At 44.9% G+C, this 13200-nt stretch carries 10 protein-coding genes; 5 read left to right on the top strand and 5 right to left on the bottom strand.

Features of this window, described 5'->3' with window-relative positions; all coding sequences use genetic code 11:
- The first annotated feature begins 26 nt into the window (after window positions 1–26).
- The gene (gene asnS / locus KHN79_RS08135; protein WP_182008322.1) at window positions 27–1427 is read left to right on the top strand and encodes an asparagine--tRNA ligase; all 1401 of its coding nucleotides are present in this window, start codon (window positions 27–29) and stop codon (window positions 1425–1427) included.
- An 85-nt stretch (window positions 1428–1512) separates the two neighbouring features.
- Here asnS and KHN79_RS08140 read toward each other — a convergent pair whose 3' ends face one another.
- A complete protein-coding gene (locus tag KHN79_RS08140) occupies window positions 1513–1722 on the bottom strand; it encodes a hypothetical protein (protein WP_182008323.1) in 210 nt (69 codons plus the stop codon).
- Between the two features lie 86 nt (window positions 1723–1808).
- A complete protein-coding gene (locus KHN79_RS08145; RefSeq protein WP_182008324.1) occupies window positions 1809–3206 on the bottom strand; it encodes a PLP-dependent aminotransferase family protein in 1398 nt (465 codons plus the stop codon).
- Between the two features lie 174 nt (window positions 3207–3380).
- Between KHN79_RS08145 and KHN79_RS08150 the strand changes: the two genes are divergently transcribed.
- Together KHN79_RS08150 and KHN79_RS08155 are read left to right on the top strand one after the other, a co-directional pair.
- The gene (locus KHN79_RS08150) at window positions 3381–3632 is read left to right on the top strand and encodes a hypothetical protein (protein ID WP_182008325.1); all 252 of its coding nucleotides are present in this window, start codon (window positions 3381–3383) and stop codon (window positions 3630–3632) included.
- A gap of 692 nt (window positions 3633–4324) precedes the next feature.
- Window positions 4325–5515, top strand: a complete 1191-nt coding sequence (locus KHN79_RS08155; RefSeq protein ID WP_182008326.1) for an amino acid aminotransferase — start codon at window positions 4325–4327, stop codon at window positions 5513–5515.
- A gap of 72 nt (window positions 5516–5587) precedes the next feature.
- On the opposite strand, the gene KHN79_RS08160 is transcribed toward KHN79_RS08155, so the two are convergent.
- Window positions 5588–6229 carry an outer membrane beta-barrel protein gene (locus KHN79_RS08160; protein ID WP_182008327.1) on the bottom strand — a complete coding sequence of 214 codons (642 nt, stop codon included), beginning with the start codon at window positions 6227–6229 and terminating at the stop codon, window positions 5588–5590.
- Between the two features lie 192 nt (window positions 6230–6421).
- Here KHN79_RS08160 and KHN79_RS08165 point away from each other — a divergent pair, with 192 nt between their 5' ends.
- On the top strand, window positions 6422–8311 hold the full coding sequence (locus tag KHN79_RS08165) for a DUF294 nucleotidyltransferase-like domain-containing protein (protein ID WP_182008328.1): 1890 nt from the start codon (window positions 6422–6424) through the stop codon (window positions 8309–8311).
- A gap of 8 nt (window positions 8312–8319) precedes the next feature.
- Window positions 8320–9039 (top strand): 3'-5' exonuclease, encoded by a 720-nt coding sequence (locus KHN79_RS08170; RefSeq protein WP_182008329.1) that lies wholly within the window; start codon window positions 8320–8322, stop codon window positions 9037–9039.
- A gap of 102 nt (window positions 9040–9141) precedes the next feature.
- Here KHN79_RS08170 and KHN79_RS08175 read toward each other — a convergent pair whose 3' ends face one another.
- Both KHN79_RS08175 and KHN79_RS08180 read right to left on the bottom strand, forming a co-directional pair.
- A complete protein-coding gene (locus tag KHN79_RS08175; RefSeq protein ID WP_182008330.1) occupies window positions 9142–11025 on the bottom strand; it encodes a methyl-accepting chemotaxis protein in 1884 nt (627 codons plus the stop codon).
- Window positions 11026–11231: 206 nt separating this feature from the next.
- Entirely contained in the window at window positions 11232–12803 is a 1572-nt protein-coding gene (locus KHN79_RS08180) for a BCCT family transporter (RefSeq protein ID WP_182008331.1), read from the bottom strand.
- Window positions 12804–13200 lie beyond the last annotated feature (397 nt).

Below are 13200 nucleotides of genomic sequence, written 5' to 3' on the forward strand. Positions count from 1 at the left end.
ATACCTCTATGGAGAATATTGAAAACATGACTTACGCGCCTGTATCAGACGTTTTGAAAGGTCAGCTAGCAGTAGACAGTGAAGTTACTGTTCGTGGCTGGATCCGTTCACGTCGTGATTCCAAAGCTGGAATCTCTTTCCTTGCCATTTATGACGGCTCTTGTTTCGACCCGATTCAGGCCGTGGTCCCAAGTAATCTTAATAATTACGAAGACGAAGTGCTAAAGCTAACAACCGGCTGCTCTGTTGAAGTAACTGGTAAGATTGTTGAGTCTCCTGCAAAAGGCCAAGACTTTGAGCTAGCAGCAACTGACGTTAAAGTTGTTGGCTGGGTTGAAGATGCTGAAACTTACCCGATGGCGAAAACTCGTCACTCAATCGAGTACCTACGTGAAGTAGCGCACCTTCGTCCACGTACTAACGTGATTGGCGCTGTTGCTCGCGTTCGTAACTGTTTATCTCAAGCAATTCACCGTTTCTACCACGAGCAAGGTTACTTCTGGGTATCTGCTCCGCTAATCACAGCTTCTGACGCTGAAGGTGCTGGTGAAATGTTCCGCGTTTCTACGTTGGACATGGAAAACCTGCCTCGCACAGACGCAGGCAAAGTGGACTACAACGAAGACTTCTTCGGCAAAGAAACATTCCTGACGGTATCTGGCCAGCTTAACGCGGAAGCTTACGCTTGTGCACTAAGCAAAGTTTACACATTCGGCCCTACTTTCCGTGCTGAAAACTCAAACACAAGCCGCCACTTAGCTGAGTTCTGGATGGTTGAGCCTGAAGTTGCGTTTGCTGAGCTAGACGATGTAGCAAAACTTGCTGAAGACATGCTTAAGTACGTGTTTAAAGCTGTACTGGAAGAGCGTCGTGATGACCTTGAATTCTTCGCACAACGTATCGACAAAGAAGCAGTAACTCGTCTTGAGCAGTTCGTTTCTTCTGACTTTGCGCAGGTAGACTACACAGACGCAATCCAAATCCTTCTGGATTCTGGTCGTGAGTTCGAATTCCCTGTTGAGTGGGGTATCGATATGTCTTCTGAGCATGAGCGTTACCTGGCTGAAGAGCACTTCAAAGCACCAGTAATCGTGAAGAACTACCCGAAAGACATCAAAGCATTCTACATGCGTATGAACGACGATGGTAAGACTGTTGCGGCAATGGACGTTCTGGCACCTGGTATCGGCGAAATCATCGGTGGTTCTCAGCGTGAAGAACGTCTGGACGTTCTTGATTCACGTATGCGTGATATGGGTATCGATCCTGAGCACATGAGCTGGTACCGCGACCTACGCCGTTACGGCACAGTGCCACACGCTGGTTTCGGTCTGGGCTTCGAGCGCCTGGTTTCTTACGTAACAGGCATGGGCAACGTTCGTGACGTGATCCCATTCCCACGTACTCCTCGCTCAGCGAACTTCTAATCACACATTAGTGATAAAGAAGTAAGTGATACAAATAGCAAAAGGCCTCCCTAGTGGAGGCCTTTTATTTTGTCTGCGTGTTGATCTATTCTTCCTGGTCAGCTTTCTGCGCGTATTTCACACCGACAAAACAGAGGCCAAATATCACGAACGGAATCACCGCAGCGGTGTATTCCACCCAGGCGTAATGAGCAAAAGATTTCGATAAAATCAGGTGAGCGAACACTAACAAAAATGCGCTAAATATCGCCACCACGATCAGCTTTAACTCATCCTTTACCAACTGTTTTTTCATCATCACTCCTAGCCAGGAAATTGTTATTGCAGTGATTTAACCACACTCTAAGCCAAACGAACTGATACAGTTTTGATGAAAAACAGCTAAACAGCTGTCAGCAACTCACCAATTTTCTTAATGGCACTTTCTATATCTTTATCAACTGACATCGAGGTATTGAGTCTCAGGTAGTTACTATAATCTGCACCCGTAGAAAACAGATTCCCGTACGCAACCGTTATTTGCTGTGATAATAAAGCCTGATAAGTTGCCTTACTGTCAACGCCATCAGGTAGCTTCACCCATAAAAAATAGCCACCTTCAGGGATCGAATATTGCACTTGTTTGGGAAAATACTGTTCTAATAGTTCGATAAATCTACTTTGACGCTGCTTCATGACTTTACGTAACTTTCGCAAGTGATTATCGTAGCTGTCATTTTGCAGGTAATGTGCAATACCCTGCTGAATTGGCGCGCTTCCGGATAAAGTAGAGACAAGTTGAAGCTTTTGAATTTGCTCATTAAAGCGCTTGTTCACTACCCACCCTAACCTGTATCCCGGGCAAAGACTCTTTGATAATGAAGCACAATGAAGTACACGTTCCTGTTTATCGAAGCTTTTCAAAGACGCGGGCTTATTTTCAGAAAAATAGAGCTCTGAATACACATCATCTTCGATTATGAACACGTCGTGCTCATCGGCTAATCTGACTACATGCTTCTTTTGTTCATCAGAAAGCGAAATACCAGTAGGGTTCTGAAAGTTGGTCATCAACCAACAAGCCCGAACGTTATGATTGCTAAATGCCGCCTCTAATTTTTCTAGGCCATGCCCTTTCTGAGCATCAACAGGGACCTCTATTACCTTCAGTCCGAGACGTTCGATGGCCTGCAAAGCGCCGTAGAAAGCTGGCGATTCCATAACGACCGTATCTCCCGCTCGGGTAACCGCTTGCAAACTCAGATTAAGCGCCTCTAATGCCCCGGATGTAATCACAATATCATCATGTGAAGTCGATATACCTTGCTGTATGTAACGCTGGGCTATGAGCCGGCGTAATGACTCACTGCCTGGGGGCAAGTTATCAAGCAGGCTTTCCGGTGCCATCTTACGTCCGGAACTAGCGAGGTTGCGATTAAGCGCTTCTAACGGGAACAGAGTAGGATCAGGAAAAGCAGAGCCTAACCGAACAGCATTGGGCAATCCTTGCTGTTTGAGATACGTATACAATTCATCATTAATATTAGAATGAGCGACATTTTTTGTTGCACAGGTTGGCTCTAGGCGTTCTAACTCTGCGGTAACATAATAGCCAGATTGAGGCTTGGCCATTACCCATCCTTGGGCTTCCAGCAACTGGTAGGCCTGCAAAACTGTACCTGAGCTTACTAAATGACTGCGGCTAGTGGCACGCACAGAGGGCAGTTTCTCCCCCGCCCTCCAGGTATTCTGCTGAATCTGGCTCTTAAATAGCTCTGCTAATTGACGGTATCGGTTCATCTATCTCTCACTCCACATTCGAGTGCACCTTAGCATACTTCGCGCCGACATACTGATATCGTGCGTCTCGTTCTTGCAAGGTAATTACTCAAACTTGGTACTACAAATTCCCGATCCTAAATACAAAATTATGTTCCATACTTTCAAGGGAATGACAATTTTTTGGAGGAAGTCATGAAAGTGTTTACCATGGATGACCTCTCTTACAGAGGTGCACATAAAGGCGTTCATAGCTGGGATCATCCCGGAGCCACTAATCCTTATTACTGGCACCCCGATTGGCTCCATATAGCTGAAGACGCAATGGGCGTACACAAAACAGCGGATCTCGTCGTGCCTCCGGGTGAAGAAGCGACAAAAGAACACGCTGAAGAGGCAATTGTTAAACACCTTAATGAAGAAGGTGCTGACGAAGAAGAAAAGTAAGACTAGCTGACAGATCAAAAGTATTTTCTGTGCATCGTTGTCGACGAACTAGTGTCTCAACTCGATGATTAGCTATGCTATTTGCATTGAGTCCGCAATCTGAGTAAGTGATGATGGTGCACCCCTCCACTCGGTACAACGAATGTCGTTGTTCTGTACGACTGTAGCCTGTTAAGTTTGGTAAGTTCCAGCCCCCCTCTATTTAACCTTATCCATTATCACATCCGATATATTAATGTAGAAAATGAACCATCAGCTCGGATATTTAACCCAATGCATGTAAACCTGAAAAATACAGCATTAACTGGTTATTAAGATGAATAAGAAATGAAGATTGATTGCATCTTTATTTGATGTTCCGGTGTCAATTCCTATACCGCCATTTGTATAGAGCCAACAATGGCTATTTGTTAAATCAGGACAAAAAATTTGTGAGCTTTTTGTAACAACAACGCTTAACCTAGCCCACAAAGAAAACGATTGCATTAGATGGGTAATTTAACGCCAATTCGAGATAAAGCGCGCGTCGAACTGTCTTTATCAGCTATGTTTGCATAGTAAAAGTCTGGCTTATCGTAGATTTCAATTTCAAATCGCATCTTTTTTAAGTTTTCTTAACACTAAGTGTTGTAACAAGTAATGCTGAAAGGTATAAATACGAGCACACCCTTCGATTAACATGGATGAAGATTATGTTTGAAAAAGTAGTAGCCGCTCCGGCCGACCCTATTCTTGGTCTTACTGAAGAATTTAAAAAAGATACTCGCTCAGAAAAAATCAACCTTGGCGTAGGTATTTACAAGAACGAACAAGGCGAAACCCCTGTTCTTGCAACAGTAAAGAAAGCTGAAGCAGCTCTGATTGAAACTGAAAAAACCAAATCTTACCTAACTATCGAAGGGACAGCGGAATACGCTCTGGCAGTACAAAAACTGCTATTCGGTGATAACGCAGAAGTTGTTACAGGCAAGCGTGCTAAAACAGCTCAAGCTCCTGGTGGTACAGGTGCATTGCGTGTAGCAGGCGAGTTCATTAAGCGTCAGCTAGGCGATGTAAAAATCTGGATCAGTAACCCGACTTGGGCAAACCATAACGGTGTTTTCACTGCTGCTGGTATCGAAACAGCACAATACAGCTACTACAATGCTGAAACTAAAGATAAAGACTTCGATGCAATGCTTAGCGACCTTCAAGCTGCATCAGAAGGTGATATTGTTCTTCTTCACGGCTGCTGTCACAACCCGACGGGTATTGATCCAACAGCAGATGAGTGGGAAACACTGGCTAAGCTAGTTGCAGAGAAAAAACTACTGCCGCTATTTGATTTCGCTTACCAAGGTTTCGCGAAAGGGGTTGAGGAAGATGCTGCGGGTCTGCGTACTTTTGCTAAATACAACAAAGAAATCCTTGTTGCTAGCTCGTTCTCTAAAAACTTTGGTTTGTACAACGAGCGTGTAGGAGCTTTCACTCTTGTTGCTGAAACTGAAGAAGTTGCAACAACAGCGTTCTCGCAAGTTAAAGCGATCATCCGCTCTATCTACTCTAACCCACCAGCTCACGGTAGCGCAGTGGTTACACACATCCTGAACAACGCTGAGCTTCGCGCAGAGTGGGAAGCGGAAGTCGCAGAAATGCGTGACCGCATCCAGGAGATGCGTGAGTTGTTTGTGGCGACACTGAAAGAGGAAGGCGTAGACGCAGACTTCAGCTTCATCGAACGTCAAAACGGCATGTTCTCGTTCTCTGGTCTGTCTAAAGAGCAGGTAAACCGTCTGAAAGAAGAGTTCGCTATTTACATCGTAGGCTCAGGCCGAATCAGTGTGGCTGGTATGACTAAGTCAAACATGGGCCCTCTATGTAAAGGCATTGCAGCGGTTCTTTAGTCTGTAGCCCCACATTAAGAAAAAGGTCAGCACTCGCTGACCTTTTTTGTTTTTTCGCTGATGTTCGCACGCTTAGTAAAGAAACTTGAGACTCAAACCAACCTCGTTGATGTAATCTGAGCTTGCTCCCGCATAATCGGTATCTCGATACTGGTAGTAAAGCCCCGTACCTATAACGTCATGCCATTGGTAGTTGAAACCGACGGTTATTTTGTTTTCATCAACAATATCACTGCGGTTGGCTTCGGCCTCAGCAGTTACAATAAAGTTTTCGCGTAGCAGGTAACTCGCGCCAATAACAGCAGCATGAATAAAATCGGTGTCTGATACCAGGGCTTTATCTGTGTCGTTATCGGTCGCTTTTGCTTTTATCGCACCTAATCGATACAGGCCGTATATATCAAATTGTGGTGCCAAGCCGTAGCGGTAACCACCACCAAATGTTAAGCGGTCGATTCGCAGAGTGTAAGTGTCAGGATGAAAAAATTGCGCCGTATAATCAAAGTTAAATAGCCAGTTATTCGTATACAGATAGTTACCACCTAAAACCATGGTTGTAACGTTAGAATTCTCTAACCACTCTTTGTCTGTTGTGCCAGCACCAATGTTCAGATGAATGTGCTCATACCCAAATCTCTCAGCCTGTTCCAATTCAGAAGCACTGCTTAAGGCAGGAGCAGCTAACAGTGAAACAAGTAATAAACTTCTCAACATTCGATATCCTTTCTGAGAGTTATTAAAAACTCTGTACCCACTAGATTAATTCGATATTAGACGAATGGCATTGCTCTGTCGTGCCAGATGTCAGAATCTTATGATTAATACCCCAAAACAGCAATCGAGTAAGACTCTGTTTTAAAACTAAGTTAAGATTACTTTATTACCTGAAAATCAAAAGGCAACCAGATGGATGCAGAGCTACTTGAGATTTTTAACTTTCTCGCCAAGTATCCCCCTTTCAATGAACTCCCTGAAGAAAAGCTAAGTAAAGTCACGGAAAGTGTCGAGATCTCATACTACCGACAAGATACCCCCATAATCCATTTTGGTGATGACATTCAAGACCTTTATGTAGTACGCAGTGGCGTTGTGGAAGTGTACCGACGTAAAGGTGAGCTCTATAACCGTCTGGATGAAGGTGACCTGTTCGGCCAAATGGGCCTGCTCACCAACAACAAGGTTCGTTTCCCAGTCAAGGCGATAGAAGATACTCTGCTCTACTGTATCCCTGGTGATGTTTTCCAGGATTTATACGACAATTTCGACACATTTGCCGACTTTGTTGAGGTAGAAGACAGTGCGCGTTTACGCCAGGCAATTTCTGAGAACAAAGACGCCAATGATCTCACAACTTCGAAAGTAAAGACGTTATTGACCGGCGATACACCAACCATTGAGCGTGGCCAGACAATACAGCAAGCAGCGCAAATCATGGCAAACGAGAACGTCTCTGCCCTGCTCGTCATCGATCCAGACTTTGTAAGAGATGAAGATGACCCGCAATCTCCGGTATTAGGTATTATTACTGACAGAGACTTGTGTACCAGGGTATTAGCAGAAGGGCTATCACCACAAGATGAAGTCTCTACTGCGATGACCACCGAAGTCATCTCGCTCGACCACAATGCTTACATTTATGAAGCAATGCTGACTATGCTGCGCTACAACGTGCACCATCTTCCTGTAGTCAAAAACCAGCAGCCTATCGGAATTATTGAAACGACAGATATTGTTCGCTATGAATCACAAAACTCGCTTCTGTTAGTGAGCAGTATTTTCCAGCAACAATCGATTGAAGATCTTGCTGCTGTCGCTGAGGAAGTAAAGAGTAGTTTTGTTCGATTAGTAAACGAAGACGCAAACTCACACATGGTAGGCACTGCTATGTCGGTGATTGGCCGCAGTTTCAAACAACGCTTGTTAGAAATGGCCGAAGAAAAACTTGGTCCACCACCGGTTCCATACTGTTACCTCGCTTTAGGCTCGATGGGTCGGGATGAGCAACTTCTAGTAACAGATCAGGATAATGCAATCATTCTCGACGAAAGCTATGAAGCAGAAAAACACGGTAAGTACTTTGAAGAACTAGCCAAATTTGTCAGCGATGGCTTAGATGCTTGTGGCTACAAATATTGTACCGGCGATATCATGGCAACCAATCCGATGTGGCGCATGACGCGATCAGAATGGGAAGAGTGCTTTGCAGACTGGATTGATGACCCAAACCCGAAAGCCCTGCTTAACGCTTCCATTTTCTTCGATCTAGATGGTGTCTACGGTCGCCTGAAATGGGCAGAGCAACTGACCAGCTTCATTGTGCGTCGCGCACGTAAAAACAATCGTTTCCTCGCATGTCTGGCGCGAAACGCACTTAACCGCACACCGCCACTCGGGTTCTTCAAAAGCTTTGTGGTTGAGAAAGACGGCCAGCATAAAAACTCCATAAACTTGAAACGTCGTGGTACAGCTCCGTTAGTCGACTTAATCCGTGTCCATGCACTTGCTGTTGGCTCGCGTGCCCAAAATTCCTTCGAGCGCTTAGATGACATTATAGATGCGGGTATTTTGCCGAAAGGACGAGCTCAGGACCTAAAGGACGCATTGGAGTTTATCTCTATGGTCAGGATCCGACATCAGGCTTATGATGTTGAGATGGGTATTGAGCCGGACAACAACATCGAGCCGGAGAGCTTGTCCGATTTTGAACGTAGAAACCTAAAGGACGCATTCCAAAACCTGAGTAACGGCCAGAACTTCCTTAAATTCCGCTATCAAGCGAACAAGAGCTTTCAGTGAGGTTTATCATGTTGAAAAAGCTCTTTCAAAAACCAAGTATTCAATGGAACTCTAAATTTGAGCAAAAGCTTGCGCTGACTTCTGATCAAAATCTAGTCGCCTACTATAGCGCTGGTCTGCCCGCGCCTGATACGCCGCTTTCTGAGGTGGATTTCGTTGCGATAGATTTTGAAACCACAGGTCTGGACCCGGATGAAAACGATATTATTACTATCGGTCTCGTCCCTTTCAATTTAAAGCGGATTTACTTGCGAGAATCCCGCCATTGGAAAGTGAGACCCAAACAAAAACTGGATGAAGATTCTGTCATCATCCATGGTATTACGCATAGCGAACTTATCGACGCGCCGGATTTAGGCGATATTCTCGGCGAACTGCTACCTTGCCTGAGTGGCAAAATAGTCGTCGTGCATTACCGCCGTATTGAGCGGGAATTTCTTGATAAAGCACTCAGAGATCGTATCGGAGAAGGGATTGAATTCCCGGTACTGGATACCTTGCAACTTGAGGAAGATATTCAGAAAAATCTCACCAGTAGCCTGTGGGACAAGATAAAAGGTAAAAAACCGGAGTCATTAAGGCTGGCACAATCACGACGCCGCTATGGCTTACCTGATTACACCCCTCACCATGCCCTGACGGATGCTATAGCAACTGCTGAGCTGTTTCAGGCACAGATAGCTCATCATTATCGTGATAGTCAGGCCATCAGTGAGTTTTGGCTGTAAATAACGCTAAAGTAAAAGAAAAAATAAAGGAGCCAAACGGCTCCTTTTGATTTTCGCAGTTAACGTATTTCACTCTGAATTACGTTTCTAAAGCTTTATTAACTACAGCTTGAAACGTTTAATCTCTTGTTCTAGCTCGTGTGACAGCTCAGATAACTGAGCGGCCTGCTCAGCGGCATGATGAGCTTCTGTAGCCAGTTCATTAGAAACGTCACGGATGCCTTCGGTGTTACGAGTGATCTCAGTAGTAACTGACGCTTGCTCTTCCGCTGCTGAAGCAATTTGCGTCGCCATGTCGCTGATTTGCTCTACTGCACTGTGAATCTGAGTCAGACTTACTGCTGCTGAGTTTGCGTCATCAACACTGGTGTCAGCCAAACGACGGCTATCACCCATAATCCCTACAGCTTTCGCTGTTGTGCCCTGCAACAATTCAATTGTTTCTTGAATCTCTTTCGTTGAAGCATGTGTACGTTGACTCAACACACGCACTTCATCGGCAACAACTGCAAATCCACGCCCCTGTTCACCGGCACGGGCAGCTTCAATAGCCGCATTAAGCGCAAGTAAGTTAGTTTGCTCTGCAATACCCTGGATGGTCGAAAGAATCGCATTAATGCTGTTTCCGTGCGCTTCCAGATCCTGAATAACATCAGTCGCGACCTGAACTTCTTGTGCAAGACTCTGAATAGAGCTTTGCGTCTGTGACACCTGGCTAGAACCGTGAGAACAGGCTTGTACTGCTTCTTCCGAGTTACTCGCGGTGCTGTCTGCATTACCTGCAATCTCTTGCGTCGCTGCAGCCATTTCATTAACAGCCGTTGCAACCATGTTGATTTCATCTTGCTGGTAAGAAATACGCTGACTACGCTCTTCTGCTTGCTGAGCTGTTGTACGAGCCTGTTCAGACAAAGACGAAGAAACATGGCTTAGTTTCGTTACCATGGTATGCATGTTACCAACAAAACGGTTAAAGTTTTCAGCCAACTTACCCACTTCATCGTCACTACGCGGCTCAAGACGCTGAGTCAGGTCACCTTCACCAGAAGCAATCTCTTCTAGTGCCTGTGATACACGATTTAGGTCGCGGAATAAGAAACCCACCAGCCAAGATACAGCAGCGATGACAGCGATAGTGATCATCACAGCAGTGATCAGCAAATCACGCAATAGCACTGTATTCGCCGCTTCTTCGGTTGCGCGATCCATCTCTATCGCGAACATCCAATGTGTTCCCTCTACCTTGTGGAAGAAGTACAGTTTTTCTACGCCATTAATGGTCGTGCTTTCAATTTTGGCTTCATCAGCAGCACGCTCAATAGCTTGTTTTGAAAAGTCTTTTGATAAGGTAGTGATAGGTTTTAGTGTTAAGCTTTTGTCGGGATGCGCGAGGAAAGTACTGTCATTCATATCAATCAGCATTGCATTGGCATTTTTACCCGCATCCAAATTGATCACGTCATTGATAAGCTGATCGATAAGTACATCTGCACCCACTACACCAACAAACTGACCATTTTTCATTACTGGTTCAGCGATCGTGATTAACAGTGCGTTAGTAATTGCATCCTGATAAGCCTCAGTAATGATCTGCTTACCAGCTGCATTAGCATCTTTATACCAAGGACGGGTTCTCGGATCATAACCCGCACGATTACGTTCAGGGTGAGAACGGAACATATCGCCTTTCGGCGTACCAAGGAAGATGTCATCAAAACCACCCGCCTTACGTGCTTGCTGCAAGAACGGTACAACATCTTGCTCAGTTGAGTAATCGTTAAATGCACTAGCAATGTCTTTACGGATCGTAACCCAGTCAGAAATTCCTTCTGACGCGACAGTGCTCAGGCTTTGTGCCCGGGAATAGACACCTGAAGAAGTCTGATCAAACAATTGACCAGCCGACAACCAAGTAAGCGCTGCAGCCATTACGACAACAGCGGACAGACTCGCTCCAATAAGCTTTTGTTTTAGTGAAAGTTTCATATTTATTTTTAAAATGGGAGGACAACCAAGGAGCGTGAATATTACACACATTCCTACAACTATTCACTAAATTTTACAACTTTAGGTTCTGGCATAAGCCCTTGTAAACAATAGGATTATTAGCGTCATTATTTTGTCTGCGTCAGAAAATTCGCACAAAAAAGCCAGCTTAGCTGGCTTTTACAATTTTGTACGGACGGTATTGTTTACTGACGCTCGGTTCTCATACCCATCAGCAAGCTGACACACATTGCAAGCAGGATAACAGTGAAAGGTAATGCCGTCGAAATAGCACCAGCTTGCAGAGCCTGAACTGCTTCTGAGCCACCGACCCAAAGTAAAGCAACTGCAACTGCCCCTTCCATTACTGCCCAGAAAATACGCTGTGGTACCGGTGCATCTACCTTACCGCCAGCAGTAATACTATCAATTACCAACGAACCTGAATCTGAAGAGGTAATGAAGAATACCAGTACCAAAACAATCGCAATGACTGACAAGATATGACCGAATGGCAGTGAATCAAACATTTGGAACATTGCTAGTGAAACGTCGGTCAGACCATTTGCGCCAAGATCACCGACTTTATCAACGACCTGCTCAATCGCGAGACCACCAAACACTGACATCCAAACAACCGTTACCGCAGTAGGTACTAGAAGAACTGCAGTAATGAACTCACGAACAGTACGACCACGAGAAACACGTGCGATGAACATACCAACGAATGGTGACCATGAAATCCACCAAGCCCAGTAGAATACAGTCCACCCCTGGAACCACGCTTCATCGGTACGACCAAACGGATTACTTAGTGGAATAATATTTTCTGCGTACGCCATTAATGTCGTCGGAATCGAACCAAGCGTCGTCGCCCAACCAATCAAACCGACTAAAATCAGCAACAAGAAAGCCACGATCATGTTGATGTTACTGATGACTTTCACACCACCATCGATACCGCGTACCACTGAGATCACCGCCAACAGTGTAACCACTGTAATCACGACAACCTGAAGACCTATACCCGAGTCGATACCAAACACATGATGAATACCGCTCGCAGCCTGTTGTGCACCTAAACCCAGCGAGGTCGCCAGACCAAATAAGGTAGCCAATACCGCTAAAATATCAACAATGTGTCCAGCCCAACCCCATGCACGATCACCTAGTAACGGGTAAAAGATCGAGCGCATCGACAGTGGCAGTCCTTTGTTATAGGAAAAAAATGCCAGAGAAAGAGCTACTACACCATAAATTGCCCAAGGGTGAAGGCCCCAGTGGAACATAGTGGCACCAAGTGCCAGTCTTGCTGCTTCCGGTGTATTCGCTTCAACACCAAGTGGTGTTTCATACCACCCGGTGAAGTAAGCCACAGGCTCCGCAACACTCCAGAACATAAGTCCAATACCCATCCCTGCAGCAAACAACATTGCAAGCCAAGACATGAACGAGTAATCAGATACCGCATCCTTGCCGCCTAAACGGATTTTGCCCAGCGGAGAAACAATCAGCGCTAAACAGAAAATAACGAAAATGTTACCCGAAATAATAAACAACCAATCAAATGTGCCAATGATCTGCCATTTGATCCCATCAAGTACCGTCTTAGCAGTGTGTGCATCCAGTACCAAAGCGGCAACAAGAAACAGCGCAATAAAGCCCGCACTTATGCCAAAAACAGGGTTGTGAACATCAAAGCCCCATTTCTGAACGTTATCCTGACCCACTGTATAGTCAGTACTGTCGATACTGTACTTATCTACACCTTTTGTCATGGTCCCTCTCTTAACTCTTGTAATCTCTAACGCATCAAACAGAAAAATAGTTCGAACACGATACACTTCACATCTTCTTAAAGCCTAAGATCCTAACATTTGAGGTGTTTTTGTCTAGAATTACGCGAAAAAAAACCTAATTTACTACTCTAACATCAGAAATTTCCTACCAAAACAGTGCGACTGATTGCTTTATTAATTAGACCACAAATAATTGTTGCTATAATAATTCTAAGTCTTGGTGTGTTAGTTGCTCTGACATCGATATCAAAGTGAGCTCAACAAGCCGCTTATTTGAGTATACAAACAAATTAGAACACCCGAGCGAGTAGTGAAAGATTATCGAGGTATTTTTAATACAGAGCTTTAAATAACAAGGCTTTTGAGTTAGTGTCGC

It is taken from the genome of Vibrio sp. B1FLJ16, from assembly GCF_905175385.1.
Taxonomy (GTDB): domain Bacteria; phylum Pseudomonadota; class Gammaproteobacteria; order Enterobacterales; family Vibrionaceae; genus Vibrio.